The organism is Burkholderia sp. BCC1208 (assembly GCF_902833095.1).
GTDB lineage: Bacteria > Pseudomonadota > Gammaproteobacteria > Burkholderiales > Burkholderiaceae > Burkholderia.
On sequence record NZ_CADFDY010000001.1, the window covers coordinates 158,690 to 182,709 of the forward strand.

Below are 24,020 nucleotides of genomic sequence, written 5' to 3' on the forward strand. Positions count from 1 at the left end.
GAAATCGTGGCACTACCAGCCGTCAAGCATCTCGATCCTGTTGTCGGCGTCGACGTTCACTCGGTACTGGTCACGCCCGGTACACCACCGGTGTTCCTGCCGCATCCTCACGTCGGGTTCATGCTCGATCTGCGTGAATACGTTCAAGCCGCGAAGGCCGTGGTCGGCTGCATTGCGATGATGGTCGCGCAGGAGAAGGTGACCGAATACATCGAAGATCATCCGGAGGATGTGAAGAAGCTGGAACACCTGGCCGACGAAGCAAACCAGCAGGTCAATGAACTGATGGGTGGCGGCAAGCTGCCTGATTTCAAGGATGACCCCACTGTTGCGGAGGGGATGAAGTTCGCGAAAGAGGCCAACAAGATCAAGAATCGCATAAGTAATGATCTTGGCTCGAACGTCGGATCAGGGGGCAGCAGCGGCAGGCCGATTTTCGTGAACGGGATGATGCGCGCCACGGCCGGGACGCATGCGTACCACGTTCCGGGGTTGCATTTTCCGCTTGGCGAATCGTTTGCTCCACCGCCGGCGGACTTCGAGCCGTCGAACGACGGGGAGTCGTTCATGGGCAGCAAGACGGTGCTCGCCAATAACGATCCGATGTCGTATATGGCGTTGGAGGCGTTGAGTTGCTGGTCGATTGGGATGGAGCCGCCTCCGCACAATAGCGCGCATACAGATCGGACTTATCCGTCGATGCCGAGTTCGGTGATGCTGCCAATTCCGGCAGGGCGGCCGGTGTTGGTGGGCGGGCCGCCGATCATGAACATGGCGGCGGCGGCGAAGGGGTTGTTCAAGGCGTTTCGGGGATCGAAGTGGGCAAAGGCGTTGGCGGACAAGCTGCATTTGAAGCCGGGGTTTCTCAAATGCAAAGTGTTAGATGCAGAGCCCGTCGACTCGATTACCGGAGAAGTGATTGTACAGGAGCAGGACTTTACGATCGCAGGACGACTCCCCCTCGTATGGGATCGCTACTATGCAAGTCGGAATATCCACCGCGGAGCAATTGGAGTGGGATGGCAGACGCCCGCCGATATCCGACTTGAACTTATTCACCACCTGAACGGAGTTGGCATTTCCGCGCACTTCCCCGATCACTCAACGGCTTTCGACGCAATACCCAATACAGACGGATCGCCGATGCACATATATGACTGGCAGTACGGCTATTTTTTATACCGACGAGGCGAATGCCTTGTCTTACGCACGCGTGCAGGAATTGAACACGAGTTTGTATTATCCACACACTCGCAACATGCAATAGAAACGCTGAGAGGAAATACATCGATGATGTTGCCTGTCAAACGCGTGAGGGACCTCAATGGTAATTCTTGGGAATTCGAGCGCGGATCTGAGGGCAACCTTGTGCGCCTAGTCGAGTGGAAAGGAGAAGTGACAAGCGGACGCAGGATCGAGTGCGACGCATGCGCGAATAGTCAGGTGGAAGAGCAATCAAGGTTACTCACTGCGTTGACTTTGATCGATGCTGACGGCCATGCACATCCGCTTGTCACATATGAGCATGACCGGAATGGGAATCTGCTTGCCACACGCAACGCGATGGGGCAACCGCATCTTTTCGCTTATACGGATAGCCACCGGATGGTTCGACACACGAGTGCCCGCGGGATATCTTTTTATTACAGCCACCTGCAACACAGCGACGGAATTTGGCGAGTCGATCACGCCTGGGGAGAAAATAGAATCTTCGATTATCACTTTGTTTACGATGTCAAACATCATGAGACGAGGATTACCAATTCTCTGGGACACACAACAACGCTTCAAGCCAACGAGCGTGGTATACCGATAGCTCGCATCGATTCGCTCGGTGGTATATGGAGTTACCGCAGCGATACGCAAGGACGCGCTAATGCGGAAACTGATCCTGCGGGACAGACCACCATATGGACTTACGACTTATATGGCAATCTACTTGACCAGACATTACCAGACTACAGCAGCATACGCGTGAATTACAATGATAACCACAAGCCATTGCATGTGACAGATACGGGAACAAGACAGTGGCAATTTACATGGGATGACCGCGGCAATCTCATCGAACAGATATCGCCAACACGAGCACGCTCACAGTATGACTACGATAGCCTCGGACAACTGGTCTCACATACCGGCCCTTGCGGCGCCGTAACGCGCTTTGCCTATGACCGCGACGGAAATCTTACGGAGGTTGTCAATGCGCTTGGACACCGCGCCCGGTACACCTATGACGCGCGTGCTCACATCATTCATACGATCAACGCATTGAATCAAGTGAGTCGTTACGAATACGATCGCAACGGCGATCTGACTAGGGCGATAGAACCTGGAGATCGGGAAATTTCTTGCAGTTACGATGCTGATGGTAACCTAGTGCGTTACCGCGATCCTAGCGGTCTGATCACGCAATTCGAGCGCTCATCTCTTGGTCAAATCACGAAACGATTGGCACCAGACGGTAGCGTAGTCGAATATAGGTACGATACTGAGGATCAACTGATTGGTGTCGTTAATGAGCGTGGTGAATTGTATCAGTTGAAGCGTGACGCCTTGGGGCAGATCGTCGAGGAAGTCGACTATTGGGGGCAATCGCGGCACTACAAATATAGGGCGACGGGAGAGTTGCTGCGGAGCGTTGACCCGATAGGGCAAACAATCGAATACGAAACGGATGCGCTTGGCCGTGTAGTGCAAAGACGTTTGGCCGATCCGCGGCAGCCCGGCGGATTCCGTACGGAGACGTTCTCGTATGACTGCATTGGCAGGTTGAATGTTGCAGAGAATTCTAATACTCGAGTCGAACTGAAATATGACGCCGCAGGTCGCGTAGTTCAAGAAAAGCAGGGTAGCGATTTCACGATCGCCAGTGAGTATGACTCAGCAGGAAATCGTATCGAACGGCGGACCTGCCTAAATACAGGCGGTAGAATTGTCACGCATACGGTTCGTTACAAGTACGACATGCTGGATCTAGTCAGTTCCATTCAAATCGACGACGCGGAACCGATTATGTTCGAACGGGATACGCTCGGGAGAATTCGCACTGAACAATTGGGGGCTGAACTGTGCCGGGAATTGTCTTACACGTCGGAAGGATTGCTGGCAAAACAGACCTTGATTTCCGGTACCGGCGTATTGTCCGTTAACGAATACGTACATGACGCCAACGGTGAATTACTTGAGAAACGCGACTCTCGTTTGGGTCTCGATCTGTATCATTACGATCCGGTGGGTCGGCTAACCGAGCACCTCGAACCGGTAGGTCAACTACGGCGTTTTCTATACGATCCAGCGGGCGATCTCTTGAAGACGAGAGTTCGCCACGAGCCGAAAACCGGCGCATTCGATCAAAAATCGAAAACTTATATCTGGGCTCGAGAAGGTGAATATGATGGATTTTTATACACATACAACCGCGCTGGAGATTTGATTCAAAAACAGGGAGTCAACCAAAATCTGATATTGCACTGGGATGCATCAGGGCAACTAGTAGAAGTCGATTCGCTATGGTCGACGTCGTCACCGATGGATGGCTATCACACAATATATGAATACGATGCATTTCAGCGGCGCGTACGCAAGATCGTGAAAGCAAAAAATGATCGAGATGAATCAACAGCAATCGGAGAGAATGTCAACGCATCGTCCTATGAGTGTCGTTATTACTGGGATGCAGCCACGATGATCGCTGATTCAATTTCCAGTATCGATGAGAAATCGCAAGATAATTGTCCGAATTTTAAGCGGCAGATCTACCAAGGACATGAGTGGATTTACTACCCCGAAACCTTCCAGATCCTAGCCGCCTTGTACTGTAGTCGCCAGCAACAAGGCGGTCTCAGTTCATCAAGCACGGATGTTAACTATATCTCTGGAAAAACACTCGAAACACAAGCACCTTGCAAAAGTATAGTTTATTTATTCGATAACAATCCAAACGGCGCTCCAGTAAGAGTTTACGATCATCGCGGCACCTTGGTTTGGGAGGCTCGCTATGGAGCACTTGGAAAAATCCTTGAAATCAAAGCGGATGACATCGATCAATCAATTCGATTGCAAGGACAATTTTTTGATCGAGAATCTGGACTTCACTACAATCGACACAGGTACTATGATCCGGATATTGGGATTTTTATCAGCCAAGATCCTATCGGCATCGTCGGAGGATTAAATCCATATCAATTCGCCCCAAATTCCTTTAGATGGACCGATCCAACAGGATTGGAGAGGGATTTCCTGAATCGCGTACGCGCCACCATTACAATAGGAAATGGAAAACCTCGAACCTATGAAAGTGGCTCGAGAGGGCACGCCGAGCAAGACGCATTCTTTGCCAATTTACTAAACATCAAAAATCAGCACGTTACACTCACCGACATTGAAGGAGATTATCGCAGCAATAGCAGCGGAGATTATACCTTACCCGCGACGATCTGCACCGTTCGTTGCAGAAGTGAGTTGTTTTGGGGGGCGCATATTGGCGACGCTGCCTCCTTGACATTTCCAATGGTTATTAACAAAACATTCCGGAGAAATGTAACAATAAACCGAAGTCATTTTAAATATCTCGCAGAGGAAATGACGCGAATAGAGAAATCCACGACCCACGCGGGATCCCGAGCAAAAAAACAATGGGATGCGATAACGCGTTGCGAGCAAGGACAATGTAGCCACCCTTGACTGTCAGCACGCCGTGGCGCCGGAGTCAGGCTCTCCGGATCGAAAACACGTTGATAACCAAGAACAGGGCAGGATTCAGTTGGTTCACTTAAATATATTTGACATAACGTGAATTATCGATGGTTTTGGTTGTAGCAGCCATATCCTAATGTCGTGTTCTGGCTATTTACAGATGTCGTGTTTTTGACTGCTGGCATGCTGGACGGCTCGTTGAGCAAGCACGGGAGCCGACCATGCAGCCAGCCGGATTGGTGACACTGACGATGCGAGAGCTTGATCGACTCAAGGTGATCCAGGCTGTGGTAGACACGGGTTTGAAGCCAGGCCGTGCAGCCGAACGGCTGGGCCTGAGCGTGCGCCAGGTGGAACGGCTGGTTATCCGGTATCGCGAGCGTGGGCCCGACGGCGTAGCTTCGGGCCGTCGTGGCCGACCGGGCAACCGCAAGCTCGACGACGGGCTGGCGTTACGTGCCCTGACCGTTATCCGTGAGCGCTACGCCGATTTCGGGCCGACGCTGGCTTGCGAGAAGCTATGGGAATGCCACGGCATTCGGTTGGCCAAGGAAACGGTCAGGAAGCTGATGACGGACGCTGGGCTCTGGATCCCGCGCCGGCAACGACCACCGAAGGTGTATCAGCCGCGAGCACGCCGGGCGTGTCTGGGCGAACTGATCCAGATCGACGGCAGCGATCATCGATGGTTCGAGGAACGGGCGCCGGCCTGCACGCTGCTGGTGTACGTCGACGACGCGACGAGCCGGCTGATGATGCTGCACTTCACTCAGACCGAATCGACCTTCAGCTACTTCGAGGCCACGCGGACGTATCTGGAGCGCCATGGCAAGCCGGTAGCGTTCTACAGCGACAAGTACAGCGTGTTCCGCAATACGAGCGCCGGTAAGACAGGCCAGAGCGTCACGCACTTCGGCCGCGCGATGTACGAACTGAACATCGACACGTTCTGCGCGAACAGCAGCTCCGCCAAGGGCCGTGTCGAGCGAGCACATCTGACGTTGCAGGACCGACTGGTCAAGGAGCTACGATTGCGCGGGATCAGCACGGTAGCGGATGCCAATGCTTATGCGCCCTCCTTCATCGCCACGTATAACGAGCGCTTCGCGAAGCCGCCACGCAGCGGCTTTGATGCGCACCGGCCGCTGCGATCCGACGAGGATCTGGACCTACTGCTGACCTGGCGTGAGACACGCCGGGTGACGAAGGCGTTGACGGTGCAGTACGACCGGGTGCTGTACCTGCTGGACGATACGCCGGGGAATCGAGCGTGGATCCATCGCGACGTCGAGGTGTGGGAGTACCCGGATGGTCGGATCGAAATCCGAGCAGCCGGTCAGATATTGGCAGCTCAGTCGTATGACCGGCTGGCCGAAGTCGATCAAGGCGCCATCGTGGACCACAAGCGCCTGAGTCACGCGCTGCAAGTGGCGCAAGCGTTTCAAGCGCAGCGCGACAGCCGGCGGATCGGGACCGCGCCGTCGCGAACGCATCGAGGGCTTCCGGTGCGGGAGAACGAAGCGCAACCCGGCACCAAGAAACCGCGCCGGTTCACGGCGGCTGACATGGAGACGGCGATTCTGGAGGTCACATCAAACGCAGGAACTGAGCGGCGGTCTGCGAAGGCCCGCGGGTGAGCGTAAGCGCCCTGCTGCTTCAGGCTCGGCGCTTCAATGCTGAATGACGAGAAAGCGGATGAAACATGCGACATCTGTATTTAGCTGGCGCTACGACATCTGAATCCGGGTATGACATTGGTTGTAGTGGCTAGATTGAAATGTCCGCTTTTGGCTACATAGAAATGTCCGCTTTCGTGCCGCGTAAGCTGTTCGGCCGCCGGGTGTCCGGCGCCGGAGGCTGCGATGGCTGCAACGGAGCGGATCACGATGACGATGCGCGAACTGGACCGGTTCAAGGTCATTCAGAACGTGGCGGATGGCAGGCTCAAGCCGTGGCGCGCGGCAGAACGGCTGGAATTGACGACGCGGCAGATTCGCCGACTGGTTGCCCGGCTTCGGAAGCATGGCGTGGCGGGATTGGTATCGGGATTCACGATTGGCTTGTCAGTATCGCCTTTCGTCCGTCGATGGATTCGTAGGCCATAGCGTCGTCAATCAGATCAAGGCTGAATTCCTGACCGAGGCTCGTCCTGAACACGGGATCGACAATCACGCTCTCGAGCGCACTCAGGGCAGCCACCAACCTTTCATGCTCTCGCACCGTGCGGCTCTCGAAATTGCTGAAACGCTGCATCGAAAGATCTTTCATCATGAAGAGCGGCGCCGACACGGGAAACGGAACGGGTCCGGCCATCGTGCCGTAGAAATATACCGACGAGCGCATCGGCAGACAGGCTGCCATCTGGCCGGTCAGTGCACCGCCCACACCATCGAATACAGCCGTCGTTCCAAGCTCGGAGGACAGCTTTCCGAGTGTGTCGGTAAAGTCTTCATCGGCGCGCACGATATGCTCGATACCGTGGCGTTGCAGCGCCTCCTGCGCAGCCTGGCTCCTCACCATGGAGATCGCCGGCATATTTCTCTGACGAGCGAGTGCCGCGAGCGCCAGCCCCGTTGCCGCGTTCCCCGCCGTGGCAATCACGCCCCGATGCCCGGCCTCGGTAATCGTTTCGAGAAACGCATAGGCTGTGATCACGTTGACGAGCGACCCGCAATAGTCCCGTGCGCTGACGTGTTCGGGCAAGATCAGGCAACTCGTGCAAGGCACCTGCGCTTTTTCGCACCAAAGCCCGATGTTGTACGCGCTACGGTTCAGCGAGCGGTAGACAGCGACGCGTCTCCCCATATAACGCGCCGGGACACCGGCACCTGTCGCCACCACCGTCCCGGCGCCGGAAGCGCCCCACACGCCGTGCTGGCTGGGCGCGAGCGCTCTGCCATCCTCGGCCCGCATACGCAAAAATATCTTGTCGCCATGGTTGATAGCAGATGCCTCCATGTCGATCAGCACATGACCTGCTTCCGGCCGGCTCGGCGGCCGGATATCACGAACTTCCAACGAGCGTTCAGCGGTAACGCAGATAGCTTTCATGACGCGTTTCTCCAGCGGTAAACAGTGATGACGGTAACTGCACAGGCGGTAACTTAAACAAGTAGGCCCGTTGCCGAAACGCAGCCTCCCGGCATACCATCGATTCCAGTACAGAATGGATCGATACGAATACTCATGGATCGCCTGAACGCAATTCGCCTGTTTGTTCGGCTAGTCGAATGCGGCAGTTTTTCCGCCGTCGGGCGCGAGGAAGGCATTGGACAACCGACCGTAAGCAAGCAGATTGCCGCGCTGGAGGAGTATCTCGGCGCTCAGCTGGTGTTGCGAACGTCGCGTCAGGTGGTGATCACCGCGACGGGGCAGGCATTCTATGAATCGGCCAAGCCCTTGATGGAAGACTTCGATTCGCTGGAGTCGTCGGTCGGGACGCGACAGCAGTCTCCACAAGGCTTGGTGAGAGTGACGACCGCGCCTGCCTACGGCCGCCTGTGCGTGACGCCGCTCCTTCCCGGGTTCTTTCGACAATATCCGCACGTTGCGCTCGAATTATCCGTATCCGAGCGACAGGTCGACCTCGTCGGGGAAGGACTGGATCTGGCAATCCGCCACGGGCCACTGGTGGATTCCTCGCTGACAGCGAGAAAACTATCGGAGACGGAATCGCTGCTCGTGGCCAGTCCGGGCTATATCGCGGCTAAAGGCCGGCCTGCCCGGCTGGCCGACCTGGACGGACATACAGGCGTCGTCTTCGCCCGAAACCATGAGCGCCGCCCTTGGCGCTTCAAGGTCGGGCGAGAAATCGTTCAGTGCGTTCCTCAGGGGTCTTTTTTGACGGGTGACGCAGAGCAGGTACGTGCCGCGGTACTGCACGGGCTCGGCATTGCCCAGGCGCCACGATGGCTCTTCGGAGCGGAAATCGATACCGGACAAGTCGAAGTCCTCCTGCCCGAGTTTCAGCCGGAACGCATGGCAACCCACCTCGTCTATCCAGCCGGTCGACGCGTACCGACGCGAGTCCGGGTGGTGATCGATTATTTGATCTCGGCACTCGGAACATGACGTACAACGAGTCGCCCATCGAACGCAAAGGCATGTGAAGGCTCTTCTTGACGAGAGCGTCGGCACACCTGTCAACGCGATGGAAACCAAAAAGGGATGCGGCGACGAGCAGCGTCCCGAAAACGGCAAAATACGGAATCGACGAGGCCGCCACGATATCGATTCAACGGCGAGGCGGGACGTGCGGCAACAACAGGTACGACGCATGCTTGCTACCCGTCGCGACAGTGTCCGTGCCACCGTAAAGAGCGGGATCGCGATTGGGATGAGCGGCGAAGAACAGCCCGGAATGGCTGTCGTCCGGAAGATCGTAGTCTTTGGCGTGCACGATGGGCGCGCCGGGCCCATAGCCGAAGTCCTTCCCCTGGATCGTCAGGGCCAGGCGATATCCCTTGGGAATGACGATGCTCGTCGGCTCCGTGAACTCCACGTCGACCGGATACAGTTGTCCGGGCGTCATCGGCTCGGCAGCGAGGTGCGGATGAAACGGTTGCCAGGCCGCGGATTTCGCCGGGTCGATAGCCCGGTGCGACACGCGCAGATAGCCCAGATCGAGCGGTACGTTCGGATCGCTGTTTCCCATGAAAGTGACATCACGGCCTTCGGGATCGATGAGCCGAACCGCCGCGAAAATGTCCATATCCGCCGTCGAGGAACCGACCCACAATCGCAAAGCGATGGGACCCGTAAACTCCGTTTCGTCCGCAAACGGCGCGGTCGTAAATGTCAGCCCTTCACCTGAGCCCGACCAGGATTTCGCAGCCGGTGCGGCGGCTTCGAGCGCAGGCCCCATCGATCCGCTCGCTGCGTCCAGGTAGTAAGGTTCCCAGTTCGTGCCAGGCAACGGCCACGCCTTTTCGTTTCGCCATGTCGCACCGTCCGGGCGCCTGACCTGCACGGCGACACGGGGCTCCTGCTCCCAGCCATTGCCGATGCCTTTCAGGAAATGATCGAAGAAGCGCTTTTGCAGCGCCAGCGCCTGGTCCGAATAGAACGGCGTCAAGTGGTCGCCGGTCTGGATGCGCAGCCACTTCTGCTTGCTGGCCGCCGCAAGGTAACCTTGCGTGCCCCAGTCGGTCCAGTTGGCGACGTCGAGCAACGGCACCGTGACTCGGCTGCCGTCCGGTGTGCGCTCGTGATACCAGGCGTCGTCGAACGGATGCCTGGCGAAGGCGCCGACGGGATCGATGCGGTTGTCCTTCAGACGCTCCTGTGAAAGCGGTAAGCCGGTGTCCTTGCCGCCGCCGATGGAATCGACCAGCGGTGTCCCGGCGTTCCCGTTCTGGTTGGGCACGACCTGATGTTCCCACCAGAACTGCCACGCCACGTTGAGGATGCCGCCGTAGTAAGCGATCTCACGATATTGATCGAAGGCGCCTTCCCACGGCAGGATCGCGGCGAGGCCCTCGGGGTTGAGCGCGGCGACCTGATACTGGTTGATTGCGTGGAACGACGTACCGAGCAGACCGACCTTGCCGGTGCTCCATGGCTGATGCGCGGCCCAGGTAATCAGTGTCGCGTAGTCTTGCGTTTCGCGCGGCGAAAAAGGATCGAGCACACCCGGCGATGCGCCGGCGCCCCGCACGTCGGCGTGGATCACGACATAGCCATTCGGAACCCAGCGTTCCGGATCGGGCGCCTCGAAACGGATATATCGGCAAGACGACTTTTTGCACAGATCCGGATACTTTGCGATGAGCTTGGCCCACGATGTCTTGTACGCGGGCGCGTCGGCCATGCTGGTGTCTTTGCCATAAGGCCCCATCAGCATCAGCACCGGATAGCGGCCGGGCTTGTCAGGACGATAGATGTTGATGCTCAGCTTTGCGCCGTCGTTCATGGTCACCGGCACGTCATGATCGAAGCGCATCCCCGGCACGCCACTGTCGACGCGCTCGGCGTGTGCCGACGGCGCGAACGCGATGGAAAGAGCCGCAGCGAGCGGTGCCAGTCTGGTCAAACCCATCATAAGCACTCCTGGTTGTCGTGAAACCCACGTCGCCGTCCATTCAGACGGCCCCTCGTTTTCCGCGGGCACGGCAATCACGTGCGGATGCCGCGGTGCCGTGTCCAGGCACGAGAGACGTCAACGACGTACGTCGCGCAAGGAAGCGATCAGGTCGGTCATCAACTGCGGATGCAGCGGCTCCCAGCCCAGTCGTTCCCGTGTGGCCTGACTGGAAACCGGATTATCGGCACGGACGAAGGGCGCCAGCCAGCCAAAATGCCGCGCGGCGTCTTCGGCCGACAAAGACGCAACGCGGACGTCGAGGTGGCGTCCAATCGCCTCGGCGATGTCACGGAACGGAATGCCCTCTTCCGCCACGGCGTGATAGCGGGCGCCCGCCTCGCCGCTTTCGAGCGCGCGCCGGAACAGCAGCGATGCGTCGAGCCGGTGCACGGCCGCCCATCTGTTGTTCCCGTCCCCCGGATACGCGGAAATTCGCTTCTTCCGTGCAATTTCGATCAACCGCGTGACGAGCCCGAGCCGGGTCTCGTCATGCACCGACGGCGGCAGCCGAACAACCGTGGCGCGCACGCCGGTCGCAACGAGATCCAGTGCCGCCTGTTCGGATTGCGCCCTGAGGCCGCCCACCGTGCCGAGATCAGCGGCATCGGTTTCGCGTGCCGGTCGCCCCGGCGCCATCGCCATCGTCGGAAACGCGATGACCAGCGAGCCTTTCCTTGCTTCGAGTGCGCCACCGAATGTGTCGATGGCGCGCCGCTCCGCTCCGACGGCCGCAGTCGTGAATCGCGCGACGATATTCGCAGGGCGACCGCCGAACATGATGCGTACTCGAGTCCCCAGGCTGGCGTGCGAGAGCGCATGAAAGAAGGCGGTGTGAATGACGCCATCCGCCGCTGCCGCAGCCCGGCGCAGTACAGGGAGATCCTCGATCGTCCCGCGGCAGGCTCGAGCTCCCAAGGCTTCGAGTGAAGCGGCGGCATTGGCCGAGCGTACAAGGCTGCTAACCTCGTGGCCGGCATCGACGAGACTGCGAACGACAGCAGAGCCGATAAAGCCCGTCGCACCCGTGACAAATACGCGCATCACCCACCTCCTGATCGTTTCAACGACAGGTTAAGGATTTGGCGCGGGACGGACTATGGCGTAGAGTTCGCATTTGGTTTGAGATCGTTCGGAATTGATTCATGGACCCGCTATCGGAAGTGTTGTCGTTACTGAGACTGCGCAGCTATGTGTCTGGCGGCTTCGATGCGAACGGAGACTGGGCCGTGCAATTCGGCGCGCACGACGGCATCAAGTTTCACGCCGTGCTGCGCGGCGAGTGCTGGGTTTGGGTCGAGGGGCTGCCCTCTCCCGTGAAAGTGAGTGCAGGTGAATGCTTCCTGCTGGCGGGAGGAAAGCCGTTTCGCCTCGCCAGCGATCTGGCCGTCGAACCGGTCGACGTCCATACGCTGTTGCCGCAGGTCCCGGATGGGCGCATCGTGACGCACAACGGCGGGGGCCGGTTCCTGAGCATCGGCGGCTATTTCACGCTAGCCGAAGGCCAGGCCGATCTGCTGTTGGGCATGCTGCCGCCGCTCATTCATGTCCGCGAAGAAACGAATCGGGCAACACTGCGATGGTGCGTGGAGCGCATGCGGCAGGAATTGAGCGATGCGCAACCTGGAGATTTCATCGTCGCGCAGCAGTTGGCGACGCTGGTCCTTGTCGAGGCGCTACGACTTCATTTGTCGAACGAGCGCCATGAAAACGTCGGTTGGCTTTTCGCGTTGTCCGACAAACGTATGCGGGCTGCGATCGACGCCATGCACGCCTCGCCGGGTCGCAGGTGGACCTTGCAGACCATGGCCGAGCAAGCGGCGATGTCTCGCACGACGTTCGCGCTCCGATTCAAGGAGACGGTCGGGCTCTCGCCCATGGAGTATTTGACGCGGTGGAGAATGATGCTGGCCGCGGACCGATTGACCCATTCCCGCGATTCGGTTTCGGAAATCGGTCTCGCCCTTGGCTACGAGTCGGAGAAGTCCTTCAGCACGGCGTTCAAACGCGTGATGAACCGTTCTCCACGCCAATACGGTCGACAGCGAAAAGCCGGGATGGGCAATATTGACGTTGATGTGGAAGGAGTCGGGTAGAACACCAGGTTTCAATGTCGCCGCCCTTCACATGGGGGTGCCGGACTGCCCGGGCCAACGCAGCCGACTGGGTGCGTCCACCCGCGCCTCCTTCACGCCTCGTAATCCGTGCTTCTCGTCAGATGCTCCCACGTGTCGAGGTCGACCCTCAGGTCCTCGAGCTTGGCGCGGACGAGATCGAGCGCATCGCCTCCGATGACGAGATGCAGCGGCGGCCGATCCGATTCCAGCGCAGCGATGATGGCTCGACTGCCGCGCACCGGATCGCCCTGCTGTTTTCCGTGCCCGGCGAGCACACTGTCGCGAGCCTTGCCGGCTGTGTCCGCATAATCTTCGAGACGTATGCCGGACTGTTGCATCGATGCGCCCCGGAAATCGGTCCGGAATGCGCCCGGCTCGACGACCGTCACGCCGATGCCTAGCGGGCCAATCTCTTTCGCCAGGGTTTCGGAGAGCCCTTCGACGGCAAACTTCGTCATGTGATAGAAGCCTACGCCGGGGAACGTCGTCAGGCCGCCGACCGAGCCGATGTTGACGATATGTCCTGTCCGGCGCTTGCGCATGCCGGGCAGGGCCGCCTTGATCATGTTCCAGGTTCCATGGACATTCGTCTCGAACATCGCCCTGACATCGCTGTCCTCGCCCTCTTCGATCGCGGCCAGATATCCGTAGCCAGCGTTATTGACGAGCACGTCGACCGCGCCGAATCGTTCGTGGGCGGCGGCAACGGCGGCCTCTGCCTGCTCCTGGCTGGTCACGTCGAGCCGGACGGCCGCGACAGCGTCGCCATACGCGCGGACGAGGTCCTCGACGGCTGCCTCATCCCGCGCGCTTGCCACGACGCGATACCCGGATTCGAGCGCGCTTCGGGCCAGTGCCCGTCCCAGCCCCTTCGAACATCCTGTGATCAGCCACACCGCATTTTTCTTCAACATAGTCGCTCCTTTCGTTCGCCCCACCCGCCCTCGCCCGCCAACCGGCATCCCGTGTCACGGTGGCCTGCCGCAGCACCTTGACCGAATTTTAGTTACGCTTATTCTTTCGATCATCCCGGATAATTCGAACGAGCCATGCAATCCAATGGAAAGATCGCGCGAGGAAGCCTCGACGACCTGTCCGCCTTCGCGACGGTTGCGAGGACGCGGAGTTTTACGCGCGCGGCGGCCGAGCTCGGGGTGTCGAATTCGATGCTGAGCTATACGATCAAGCGGCTCGAACGGCGGCTCGGCATCGTATTGCTCGGACGGACAAGCCGCAGCGTCGCGCCGACAGAGGCGGGCGAGAAGTTGCTGCTGACACTCGAGCCGGCGTTGCAAGCCATCGACGCCACATTGGGCGAGTTGGGCCGCGCGCGCGACCAGGTCGCCGGTACGCTGCGCATCACCGCGACAAGACAGGCTTATGAGGCCGTTATCCGGCCCGTGCTCGACACGTTCGGCAACGCGCATCCCGACGCGGTCGTGGAGGTCATCATCGACTACCGATTTCGCGATATCGTGGCAGACCGCTTCGATGCCGGCATCCGGCTCGGAGAGAAATTGCAGAAGGACATGGTCGCGCTGCCCGTCGGGCCCGCGCTCCGGATGGTGGTCGTCGCCTCACCCGCGTACCTGGCGCGGTGTCCGGCGCCGAGGACGCCGGAAGACCTTGCCACGCACCGTTGCATCAACTATCGGATGGTCTCGGCAGATACGGTGTATGCCTGGGAGTTCGAGCGGGATGGCCGGCCACTGAAGATCGCCGTTTCCGGGCCGCTCACGTTCAACGAGCCGGACCTCATGCTTCACGCCGCAGCGGATGGGCTCGGGGTCGCTTATGTCCTGGAACACGAGGCGGCGGACTGGCTTGCGTCTGGACGGCTGGTCCGTCTGCTGGACGACTGGATGGCGCCCTTTCCGGGCTTTTATCTTTACTACCCGTCCCGCAAGCAGATTTCTCCCGTGCTGGCGGCACTCCTGACGCTTTTGCGCGCGCGACGACCTTCGTAGCCTCAAGCGCATCCATGGCCCGCCTCGGTTTTGCAACGCCTGACATTTGATGATCAGGTTTCAGTCGTCGCAAGGGGGGCGCGTGAGCGCTTCGACACGGCGACGCGTGGCGTCGGGATCCGCAATCCAGTCGCGAGAGAAGCCGAACGGGCATTCGGCGACGCCATTCGCGCCATCGCCGGAATGAATCGTGCCGGTATAACCGCGATGCCTTCCAGCGCCGCTTGAGAATCACAGTCGATGCAAAAATCGCCGACCGGTCGATGCGGATCCCATTCGATCGACGAACCTAGCAGCACGTCGAGCGGATGCACTTCGGAGCCGTCCGCGTTGCGGGCCCTTCCCAGCGTCAACGCGTCGGTCGGTACCGCGGCGGTTGCATCGCTGTCGAATCCGCGAAACGACGACAGCGCACGCTTCATCTGCGTCACATACTGAACCTGGTTGAAGCTATCGAAGCACTGAAACTGGTTTACGAATGCGATCGGTGCCCGGCGCGCCGTAGTGCGCGTGCAACGTCGCCTCATCGAGGCTCTCAAGGTACGCGCGGTACTGCGCGAAGTCGGCGGGCGTCAGGCGCAGCAGCGGCCGGGAGCGGCGATCATCACGCCGAGCGCCCGATCCACATCGGCCAGGATCCACCGCGCCCTCCGGCGGATGGCTGCCGCGGCGCATCGGGGCTGGAATCGCCTGAAAGCCTTACCCAGCAACGCGCTACACGATCCGGATACATTGAAATACAAAATATCGCATGCGATTTAATCGAACACGCTTGACGTAAGCGGCCACCAAGCGGAAACTGCATCGCATGCGATCGAATCGCATCTGAAACAAACACCCAACCGACGGAGCAAACGATGAGCAAGATCGACAAAGTACTGTACACGGGCAAGACGCATACGACTTCCGGCGGCCGCGACGGCGCGGCGCGCAGTTCCGACGGTCGCCTCGACATTCAGTTGTCGTCGCCGGGAAGCGCCGGCGCCGGCACCAACCCGGAACAGCTGTTCGCGGCCGGCTGGTCGGCCTGCTTCATCGGCGCGATGCAGCTTGCGGCGCGCGCCGCGAAGGTGACGCTGCCGGCCGATCTCGCGGTCGACGCCGAAGTGGATCTCGGCACGGCGGGCAACGCGTACTTCCTGCAAGCCCGGCTGAACGTGAGCGTGCCGGGGCTCGAGCGCGACGTCGCGCAACGCATCGTCGACGCCGCGCACCAGACTTGCCCGTATTCGAAGGCGACGCGCGGCAACATCGATGTCGACATCCGGATCGCCTGAACGTTGCATCGGGTGGCCGAGCGCCGCCACCCCGAATTCCCGATTCCTTTTCCATCGAGGTGAAACATGAAAACCCAATTGATCGCTGCCCTGCTCGTCGCTGTTTCGGCTGCCGTTGCCGCTCCGGCGTTTGCCAACGAATCCACCGTGACGCGTGCGCAGGTGCGCGCCGAACTCGCGCAGCTTCAACAGGCCGGCTATCCGCTGAACCGTGCGACCGACGCCACTTATCCGAATGATCTCCAGGCCGCGCTGACGCAGATCCACGCCGACGCAGCCGTCGCGACTAACGCCGCGACTGCCGGCTACGGCAGCGACGGCGACACCGCGACGCAATCCGGCCGCCGGCATGCCGTCAGCGTGGCCGAGCGCTCGGTGTACTTCGGTCACTGAGCACCACGCCTGATACGTGAACCCTGATTCCTTTTATCCCTGATTCCATTTTGTCGAGGTGAATGATGAAAACCCGCTTGATCGCCGCCCTTCTCGTGGCTGTTGCCGCTTCCGCCGCCGCACCGGCATTTGCCGACGAAGCCGTCGTGTCCCGCGCGCAAGTCCGCGCGGAACTCGTCCAGTTGGCACAGGCCGGTTATCGGCCGGGCCGCGCGAACGATCCGCACTATCCGGACGACCTGCAAGCCGCGTTGACGCGCATTCATGGCAGCAACGCGTTGGCGGCCGATACGGCGGCATCCGGTTACGGCAACGATGCCGCTGCCGCTACACAGTCGGGCAGCCGGCCGGCGACACGAGTCGCCGAACGCTCGATCTACTTCGGTCATTGAACGAACGCGCGAGCGGCGCCGATGGCCGGCGTGCGGTGCGCCCCCCTGAATTCCCGAATCCCTGTCGAGGTGAATGATGAAGACCCAACTGATTGCCGCCCTTCTCGTTGCCGTGTCGGCCTCCGTCGCCGCACCGGCCTTTGCCGGTGAAAGCACCGTCACGCGTGCGCAGGTGCGGGCCGAACTGGCCGCGTTGCAGCAAGCCGGCTACCAGCCGAATCGCCCCAACGATCCGAACTACCCGGACAATATCCAGGCCGCGCTGAACCGGATTCGCGACGACGGCGCCGTCGCGGCCGATACGCAGGCAGCCGGTTACGGCAGCGATGCCGGCGGCGCCACGCAGTCCGGCAGCCGAAATACGGTGCGCACCGCCGAGCGCTCGATCTATTTCGGCCATTGAGCGCGGTACGGCGCATTCGGTCGCCGAAGCCCATCATATAAAGCGCATGCGATGTAATCGCGTGCGCTTTTTGTTTGCGTTGCGCTGGTCTGCGTCGCCAGCGCTACCTGTTCGCCCTGTCCGGGATTATTCTGTGCGGCACCTCATCTTTTCCCCAAGGAGCCGCCGATGCCGGACGTCATGACCGGAAACGCGACAGGCGCTACGCACGTACTGGACCGGGTCGTCTGGAATGCGCTCACGGGCAGGCAACGCCGTTTTGCGCTCGGCGAGGGTCGCGCGCTGCGGTTCCCGACGGCCATCGCGCCGTTTGCCGCGATCGACGACACAAGCCCGGCGTCGTTCGACGCACTGCGCGGGCTGATCGCCGCACACGGGCCGGCGGCGCTCGTCACGCCGGATGAGATCGAGCCGCCCGCGGGAATGTCGGTGATCCGGCGCGCGACGTTGCTTCAAATGACCTGGCAAGGGACGCTCGATGCGGCACACGAAGCGGGGCATGTTCCGCTCGCCGAAGCCGACGTGCCTGACATGCTCGCGCTGACCGCTGCCGCGCAGCCCGGCCCGTTCGGCCCGCGCACGTTCGAGCTCGGTCACTACATCGGCGTGCGCAGCGACGGCCGGCTGGCCGCGATGGCCGGTCCGCGGATGCAGGTCGATGGATATACCGAGATCAGCGCCGTCTGCGTGGATGCCGCGTTTCGGCGGCAAGGGCTGGCGGCGCGGCTGATCCGGTCGTTGATCGCGACGATCGGTGCGCGTGCGGAAACGCCCTTCCTGCACGTCCTCACGACGAACCAGGTGGCGATCGAGCGCTATCTCGCGCTCGGTTTCGTCGTCCGTCGCGAGATGCACCTGCTGGTGCTGGACGATGCGCGTGCGTGACAATGCGGCCGGCGCGATTCACGCGTCGGCCGCTTGCCGTGCCTGAGTGTTTTTATGTTTCGGTCGACCGGATCAGGTTGCCGCGCAGCGCGACGATCGCCTTCTGCACCTTGGCGAACTCGTCCGGCTTCAGCCCGGTGGCTTCGACCAGGTTCATGTCGAGCCCCTTCTCGCGCACGCGGCGACCGCTCTTCGTCAGGCTGACGAGCACCTGGCGTTCATCGGACGGATCGCGATGCCGCTCCAGATAGCCCATCGCCTCGAGCTTCTTCAGGATCGGCGTCAGCGTATTGGATTCGAGGAACAACTTCTCGCCGAGCTGGCCGACGGTCTGGTTGTCCTGCTCCCACAGCGCAATGATCGTGATGTACTGCGTATACGTGAGGCCGAGCTCGTCGAGGATCGGCTTGTATGCCTTGCCGAACGCGAGGTTCGCCGAGTAGATCGCAAAGCACAGGAACTCGGACAGCTTCGGCGTGGCGGGCGACGGGGTTTCGGTCGGTTTCATGGACTTCCTCCAGCGACGCGAATGGTCGCAGACAACCGCATTATATATCGCATGCGATCTTATCGGAAGCATGATAATCGGTGCCGACAGGCTGAGGCGTCGCGCGCTCAGCCCGGCTTGCGGCGCTTGCCGGTTTGCTGACGGCTGACCGACAGCAACGTGCACTGCACCGGATGCGCGATTTCGGTCGCGATCCCGCCCGCGGCAAACAGCAGGATCATCAGCCAGCGTTTCATGCATCCTCCACGACCGAGAGGCTTGCCCCATCGGCGACCGTCGCGTCGAGCGCATACGGATCGACGCCGTCGAGGCAGCCGAGATTGACGCGCCAGCATGCCGGGTCCTTGCGGGTCTGGTGGAACGGATAGACGCCGCACCGGCTGCAGAAATAGTGACGGGCCGTGTGCGTATTGAAGCGATAGCTCGTCAGCGCGCCCTCGCCTTCGACGATCGTCAGGTTGGCGGCGGCGAACATCGGGCTCATCAGCGCGCCGCGCCGGCGGCACAGGCTGCAGTTGCAGCGCACGGCCGGCGTAATGGCCGTGCGGACTTCGAATTTAACGGCCCCGCAATGGCAGGATCCTTTGAACCAGGTAGCAGACATGATGGACTCCAAAACGGTCATGTCTGCTTTATAGCGAACCCGCGCGCGAGCGTTGTATTGCACTGTATCGGCGATCCGCGCAGATACAGGACATTGCAAATCCGCGGCGCGCGATCAGTCCAGCACGTGCTGCATCCGCTCGATTGCCTCGCGCATTTCGCGTTCGAGCGCCGCGAACAGCTCGGCGGCCGGCAGCGCGCGAACCAGCGGCGCCGCCTGCCCCGCCCATTGCGCGCCATAGCCGAATTCGCCCTTCGCCTTCGCGGCCGCATGCAGCGCCTTGCCCGCATCGTATGCGATCGGATACGCGGGCGTGGCCGGCGCGTGCGGGTCGTCGCCGAGCGCGGTCAGCCGGTTCGCGATGCCGCGCGCGACGCGGCCCGAGATCGCGCGCGTGAACGTGGTGTGGCGCGCCGCATCGCCGAGGATCGCGCGGCGATAGCCGTCGTCGATCGACGTCTCCGGGCACGCGACGAACGCGGTGCCGAGCTGGGCGGCCTGCGCGCCGAGCGCGAGCGCGGCGGCAATGCCTGCGCCGTCCATGATGCCGCCGGCGGCAATCACGGGCAGCGCGCATTCGCGCACGATCAGGCGCGTGAGCGCGAACGTGCCGAGGCGATCGTCGTGCGCGGTCGAATCGAACACGCCGCGATGGCCGCCGGCTTCGATGCCCTGCGCGACGATCGCGTCGATGCCGGCGGCGGCGATCTGGCGGGCCTCGTCGAGATTCGTCGCAGCCGCGAACAGCGTGATGCCCGCACGCTTGAGAGCGGCGATCACGCCTGCGGACGGCAGCCCGAAATGGAAGCTGACGACCGCCGGCTTTTCCTCGACGAGCATCGCCTGCATCGCGTCGTCCGCGACGAAGCTCGTGTAGATCTCCGACAGCGACGCGGGCGGCGCCGCGCCGTACGCGCGGAACGCGGGGGCGAGCCAGTCGAGCCATGCGCGCTCGACGGCCGCGTCGGCTTGCGCCGGACGGTGGCAGAACACGTTGATGTTGAATGGCCGGTCGGTGAGCGCGCGCGTGTCGCGGATCATCTTGCGCGCGCCGGCGGCGTCGGTCGCGCCGACGCCGAGCGAGCCGAGCCCGCCCGCGTTCGAGACGGCGGCCGCCAGCGCCGGCGTGCTGACGCCGGCCATCGGCGCCTGGATGATCGGGGCGCGGATGCCGAGCGTGCGCAACAGGGTTGTCCGGTGGTCGGTGGGTTGATTCATGTCGCTTGTCTCCTGATGGCGGCCGAAGCGTCGGCCGCACGTATCGCATGTCCGGTTTCATCCCTAGAATAGCGGACGGAGAAACCGCGTCCAAGGCCGTCAGCGTGCAGCGTTCGTCGAACGCTTCGCCGACATTCAGGCGGTTTGGCCGAATAACGAACAACATCATTACAACATTCATGAAAAGAAGAACATTTCTCGCGCTGCCCGCCGTGGCGGCGTCCGGCATGCTGGCCGGCTGCGCCGATTTCGGTCCCGTCACCAAGGAATGGATGAAGGATTCGAAATACGACGAAACGTTGTCGACCTTCCTGATTACCTCCGACGGCAAGCAACTCGTCGTGCTCGGCAAGCGGTATCACTACATCTTCGAGATGCCGCCGGGTCTCGCGACCGTGCTCACCGCACCTTATCGCACGAAACTGCGCACGGCGTTCGACGATTTCGACGCGCATGGCGACACGATCACCGGTCATTACACGATGAGACTGAGTCGTTCGGATGCGCCGGTCGGCTCCGACATTCGCAACCGTGCGGTCGCCGATGGTTTCAAGGAGAACTCGGGCCACCTGGAGTCGGAAGGCACGATCAGCGGCAAGCGCTATCTGCCGAACGACGTTACGCCATCGGCGGTCCCGCAGGCGTTCAATCACGAGTATGGCGTCACGGTGACGGAGAAGCTGTCGGCCGTCGGCAAGGGCGCCAAGCTCGCCCTGTCGCCGATCGCGATGGCGGCGGACGGCGCGCTGGGGCTGCTTGGCATCGCGCTGTTCCCGATCGCGTTGACGGCCTTCATCATCGTCGCGAGCTAAGGGGGGATCCATGATGAAATCCCCTGCTCGACACCTGTTCCGGATCGGCTGCATGGCCGCTTGCCTGGCATTCGCGCAACACGCCGTCGCCGAAGACGACTGGGACGCCGCTCGTCATGTCCGCACCGACTGGGTGTTCGCCTCGATGAAGCAAAGCGACGTGCGGCCGACGCTCGATCGCGCACTGGAGGATCAGGTGCGCTGGGCCGACCTGCCCGGCAATGCACCCGATGCCGGCGCGTTCCGCTGCACGAAGCTCGCGGTGCCGCCGCCGTCGGCCGCTGCCCAGGCGGCGTTCGACGCAGCGCCGTCGTCGCGCGGTCGCGATGCCGACAAGGCGTACGCGAAAGCCGCGTCGCTCGGCTCGTGGCGCGCGGCGGCACGTCTCGTCAACAGTTCGCTCGAAGACGAGGATTGGGAAGGCGCGCAGCCGGCGGTCGCGTGGCTGCTTGCGCATCACGTGCCGGCCGGATACAACAAGCTCGCGGACGTGATGCAGGCGATGTCGGGCTACGACGGCGACACGCCCGGCGAACGCATGAGGGGAATGATCGCGTCGTTGCGCTGGCGCGCGGCGCGTGAGGGCGACCCGGTCGCGCAGATGGAGATGGCCGATCTGTTCGAGAAGGTCGGCCACGACGAGCGCGTTGCCGCGCTGCGCGCGTGTGCGACGCAGCAGAATCCGGAACTGAAATGACGCGCGCACCGGTACGCCGCCGGTGACGGCCGGCGTACCGGTGCGCGACAGGTTCGTCGTGTTCTCCCGGAACACGATTTCAGCGGTGCTGCGCAAAGCGATCCGACGACACGAGCCTCATGGTTTTCCCGGCCCGGCCGGCTGCGCGCGAGCACATCGTGTCCGGCGCGCCACTCTCCGCCATGCAGGCTGCAACGGCCTGTCGCGCGAAGTCGGACTGTCGCGCGCGCCCCACCCTTTCTGCTCAGGAAAGGATGCTTGAAAGATCCGCAATTATCACGTGCCGCCGATTTGCCCACCATGTGTCGGACGATCGGCGCTGCCCGCATGGCCGGCTCTTGCACGAGCCCGGCGATGCCTGTCCCGCCGCGTCGAGCGGCCGACGCGTTACGCCGGCCGCGACCGGCCGGGCCCCGCGCCACCGCCTATCGATAATCAGGAGACACGATGAACAGCCAATCCCTCGACCTCGGCGACCATGCCGGCGGATCCGAATCCGCCCGGCCACCGGCCGCCTCCGCAGGCGCCGGCGCTGATGCGGCGGCCCTTCCCGGCCGCTGCGTCACGCTCGGCGATTTCATGGACGATCTGCCGGTCGGTGCGTTGCATCGATTCGTCGTCTGGGTGATCGGCATCGGGTTGTTCTTCGACATGTACGAGATCTTTCTCGTCAGTACGATCGGCTCCGCGTTGCAGCACGAATACGGGCTGAGCCGGCAAAGCGCCGATTTCAAGCTATTGCTGGCGTCCGCGTTCATCGGCATGTTCGTCGGCGCGATGTGCCTGGGCAGCCTCGCCGACCGTATCGGCCGGCGCAAGGCGTTCCTGCTTACCCTCGGCTGGTACAGCGCGTTCTCGCTGGCCGGTGCGTTTTCGGTGAACGCCGACATGCTCGTCGCGTGCCGGTTCCTGACCGGCATCGGCGTCGGCGCGATCTATCCGGTCGCCGACAGCTTCCTGTCCGAAATCCTGCCGAAGGACAAGCGCGGACGGCTCGCCGCGTGGGCCTATACGACTTCGTATGTCGCGGTGCCGCTCGTCGGCTTTCTCGCGCTGTGGCTGAACCCGCTGCAGGTGGCGGGCGTGGCCGGCTGGCGCATCATCCTCGCGATCGGCAGCCTCGGCGCCGTGTACGTGCTGCTCGTCCAGCACCGGCTGCCGGAAAGCCCGCGCTGGCTGCTCGCGCAAGGCCGCACGGCCGACGCGCACGCGGCGCTGCGGCGTTTCGCGGAAAGTGCGGGCGTGCGCGTGCCCGAACACTTCGCGGAACCGGTCGAGCCACAGCGGCCGCTCGGGCTCGGCGAGCGCATCGCGCTACTGCGCCGCCAACCGTATGGCGCACGCTACCTGATGCTGGCGATCTTTCACCTGCTCCAGGGGTTCGGTTATTACGGGTTCGGCACGCTGGCCGGCACGGTCGTGAAGAGCCGCGGTTTCGACGTGACGGACAGCACGCTGTTCATTGCGTTGTCGTTCGTCGGGTATCCGATCGGGTCGCTGCTGTCGATTCCGCTGCTCAACTGGATCGAGCGCCGCACGCTCGTGATCGTGTCGATCCTGTCGATCGCGGTGTTCGGGCTGTGCTTCGCGTATTCGGGCAATACCGTGCTGATCGTCGGCTTTGGATTCCTGACGACGTGCGCGTCGAACGTGTTCAGCAATGCATATCACGTGTACCAGGCCGAGATCTTCCCGGCGCGCGTGCGCTCGACGGCGATCGGCAGTACCTATGCGCTGTCGCGCATCGTCAGCGGCGCGCTGCCGTTCGTGTTGCTGCCGGTGCTCGGCAACTACGGCGCGGGCGCGATGTTCGGCGTGATTTCGGTCGCGCTCGGCATCGTCGCCGTCACGCTGCGCGTGCTCGGGCCGCTGACCACGCGGCGCAGCCAGGACGACATCAATCCGGTGTAACGCGGCGATCGGCGCGGAGCGCATGAAAGGCGTGCGCGACGCATCGCGTTTTAGCGCAC

General features: G+C 61.6%; 21 protein-coding genes and 2 pseudogenes. 14 read left to right on the top strand and 9 right to left on the bottom strand.

Annotation, left to right across the window (positions count from 1 at the left end; genetic code table 11):
* Positions 1 to 6 precede the first annotated feature (6 nt).
* From HWX09_RS00730 to HWX09_RS00740, 3 genes and pseudogenes are all read left to right on the top strand, one after another.
* Complete coding sequence (locus HWX09_RS00730; RefSeq protein WP_230469033.1) at positions 7 to 4,686, top strand: RHS repeat-associated core domain-containing protein; 4,680 nt, start codon at positions 7 to 9, stop codon at positions 4,684 to 4,686.
* A 233-nt stretch (positions 4,687 to 4,919) separates the two neighbouring features.
* Positions 4,920 to 6,335: an ISNCY family transposase gene (locus tag HWX09_RS00735; RefSeq protein WP_027780694.1), complete on the top strand. Its 1,416-nt coding sequence runs from the start codon at positions 4,920 to 4,922 to the stop codon at positions 6,333 to 6,335.
* A 225-nt stretch (positions 6,336 to 6,560) separates the two neighbouring features.
* Positions 6,561 to 6,746: pseudogene (locus HWX09_RS00740) on the top strand (helix-turn-helix domain-containing protein); the annotation flags it as partial.
* 1 nt (position 6,747) lies between these two features.
* On the opposite strand, the gene HWX09_RS00745 reads toward HWX09_RS00740, so the two are convergent.
* On the bottom strand, positions 6,748 to 7,749 hold the full coding sequence (locus HWX09_RS00745; protein ID WP_027784484.1) for a zinc-binding dehydrogenase: 1,002 nt from the start codon (positions 7,747 to 7,749) through the stop codon (positions 6,748 to 6,750).
* 135 nt (positions 7,750 to 7,884) lie between these two features.
* On the opposite strand from HWX09_RS00745, the gene HWX09_RS00750 reads away from it, so the two are divergent.
* Positions 7,885 to 8,769, top strand: a complete 885-nt coding sequence (locus tag HWX09_RS00750; protein WP_027784483.1) for a LysR family transcriptional regulator — start codon at positions 7,885 to 7,887, stop codon at positions 8,767 to 8,769.
* Positions 8,770 to 8,932: 163 nt separating this feature from the next.
* Here the strand turns inward: HWX09_RS00750 and HWX09_RS00755 are convergent, their stop codons facing one another.
* Together HWX09_RS00755 and HWX09_RS00760 are read right to left on the bottom strand one after the other, a co-directional pair.
* Entirely contained in the window at positions 8,933 to 10,738 is a 1,806-nt protein-coding gene (locus HWX09_RS00755; protein ID WP_230469135.1) for a CocE/NonD family hydrolase, read from the bottom strand.
* 117 nt (positions 10,739 to 10,855) lie between these two features.
* Positions 10,856 to 11,821: an SDR family oxidoreductase gene (locus tag HWX09_RS00760; RefSeq protein ID WP_027784481.1), complete on the bottom strand. Its 966-nt coding sequence runs from the start codon at positions 11,819 to 11,821 to the stop codon at positions 10,856 to 10,858.
* Positions 11,822 to 11,922: 101 nt separating this feature from the next.
* Here HWX09_RS00760 and HWX09_RS00765 point away from each other — a divergent pair, with 101 nt between their 5' ends.
* The gene (locus HWX09_RS00765) at positions 11,923 to 12,873 is read left to right on the top strand and encodes an AraC family transcriptional regulator (RefSeq protein ID WP_027784480.1); all 951 of its coding nucleotides are present in this window, start codon (positions 11,923 to 11,925) and stop codon (positions 12,871 to 12,873) included.
* A 92-nt stretch (positions 12,874 to 12,965) separates the two neighbouring features.
* Here HWX09_RS00765 and HWX09_RS00770 read toward each other — a convergent pair whose 3' ends face one another.
* A complete protein-coding gene (locus HWX09_RS00770) occupies positions 12,966 to 13,808 on the bottom strand; it encodes an oxidoreductase (RefSeq protein ID WP_027784479.1) in 843 nt (280 codons plus the stop codon).
* 135 nt (positions 13,809 to 13,943) lie between these two features.
* Here HWX09_RS00770 and HWX09_RS00775 point away from each other — a divergent pair, with 135 nt between their 5' ends.
* Positions 13,944 to 14,861: a LysR family transcriptional regulator gene (locus HWX09_RS00775; protein ID WP_230469134.1), complete on the top strand. Its 918-nt coding sequence runs from the start codon at positions 13,944 to 13,946 to the stop codon at positions 14,859 to 14,861.
* 60 nt (positions 14,862 to 14,921) lie between these two features.
* On the opposite strand, the pseudogene amiE reads toward HWX09_RS00775, so the two are convergent.
* Positions 14,922 to 15,071: pseudogene (amiE, locus tag HWX09_RS33495) on the bottom strand (aliphatic amidase); the annotation flags it as partial.
* A gap of 647 nt (positions 15,072 to 15,718) precedes the next feature.
* On the opposite strand from amiE, the gene HWX09_RS00785 reads away from it, so the two are divergent.
* The 5 genes from HWX09_RS00785 to HWX09_RS00805 all read left to right on the top strand — a co-directional run bounded on the left by HWX09_RS00785 (position 15,719) and on the right by HWX09_RS00805 (position 18,211).
* On the top strand, positions 15,719 to 16,138 hold the full coding sequence (locus HWX09_RS00785; RefSeq protein WP_027784477.1) for an organic hydroperoxide resistance protein: 420 nt from the start codon (positions 15,719 to 15,721) through the stop codon (positions 16,136 to 16,138).
* A gap of 66 nt (positions 16,139 to 16,204) precedes the next feature.
* The gene (locus tag HWX09_RS00790; protein WP_027784476.1) at positions 16,205 to 16,531 is read left to right on the top strand and encodes a DUF4148 domain-containing protein; all 327 of its coding nucleotides are present in this window, start codon (positions 16,205 to 16,207) and stop codon (positions 16,529 to 16,531) included.
* Positions 16,532 to 16,596: 65 nt separating this feature from the next.
* Entirely contained in the window at positions 16,597 to 16,923 is a 327-nt protein-coding gene (locus tag HWX09_RS00795) for a DUF4148 domain-containing protein (RefSeq protein WP_027784475.1), read from the top strand.
* Between the two features lie 73 nt (positions 16,924 to 16,996).
* The gene (locus tag HWX09_RS00800) at positions 16,997 to 17,326 is read left to right on the top strand and encodes a DUF4148 domain-containing protein (protein WP_034185417.1); all 330 of its coding nucleotides are present in this window, start codon (positions 16,997 to 16,999) and stop codon (positions 17,324 to 17,326) included.
* Positions 17,327 to 17,494: 168 nt separating this feature from the next.
* On the top strand, positions 17,495 to 18,211 hold the full coding sequence (locus HWX09_RS00805) for a GNAT family N-acetyltransferase (protein ID WP_027784473.1): 717 nt from the start codon (positions 17,495 to 17,497) through the stop codon (positions 18,209 to 18,211).
* Positions 18,212 to 18,263: 52 nt separating this feature from the next.
* Here HWX09_RS00805 and HWX09_RS00810 read toward each other — a convergent pair whose 3' ends face one another.
* From HWX09_RS00810 to HWX09_RS00820, 4 genes are all read right to left on the bottom strand, one after another.
* Positions 18,264 to 18,719, bottom strand: a complete 456-nt coding sequence (locus HWX09_RS00810; RefSeq protein ID WP_089500189.1) for a MarR family transcriptional regulator — start codon at positions 18,717 to 18,719, stop codon at positions 18,264 to 18,266.
* Positions 18,720 to 18,826: 107 nt separating this feature from the next.
* Positions 18,827 to 18,955, bottom strand: a complete 129-nt coding sequence (locus HWX09_RS33790; protein ID WP_267896641.1) for a hypothetical protein — start codon at positions 18,953 to 18,955, stop codon at positions 18,827 to 18,829.
* Complete coding sequence (locus tag HWX09_RS00815) at positions 18,952 to 19,323, bottom strand: GFA family protein (protein WP_027784471.1); 372 nt, start codon at positions 19,321 to 19,323, stop codon at positions 18,952 to 18,954. Before HWX09_RS00815 ends, HWX09_RS33790 begins: the two co-directional genes overlap by 4 nt.
* Before the next feature lie 114 nt (positions 19,324 to 19,437).
* Complete coding sequence (locus HWX09_RS00820; RefSeq protein WP_027784470.1) at positions 19,438 to 20,541, bottom strand: nitronate monooxygenase; 1,104 nt, start codon at positions 20,539 to 20,541, stop codon at positions 19,438 to 19,440.
* On the opposite strand from HWX09_RS00820, the gene HWX09_RS00825 reads away from it, so the two are divergent.
* The 3 genes from HWX09_RS00825 (at position 20,514) to HWX09_RS00835 (ending at position 23,961) form a co-directional block, all read left to right on the top strand.
* A complete protein-coding gene (locus HWX09_RS00825) occupies positions 20,514 to 21,353 on the top strand; it encodes a 5-formyltetrahydrofolate cyclo-ligase (RefSeq protein ID WP_230469133.1) in 840 nt (279 codons plus the stop codon). The two genes, HWX09_RS00820 and HWX09_RS00825, sit on opposite strands and share 28 nt — an antisense overlap.
* Before the next feature lie 10 nt (positions 21,354 to 21,363).
* Complete coding sequence (locus tag HWX09_RS00830) at positions 21,364 to 22,050, top strand: hypothetical protein (RefSeq protein ID WP_230469132.1); 687 nt, start codon at positions 21,364 to 21,366, stop codon at positions 22,048 to 22,050.
* 447 nt (positions 22,051 to 22,497) lie between these two features.
* Entirely contained in the window at positions 22,498 to 23,961 is a 1,464-nt protein-coding gene (locus HWX09_RS00835; RefSeq protein WP_027784467.1) for an MFS transporter, read from the top strand.
* Positions 23,962 to 24,020: the final 59 nt, after the last annotated feature.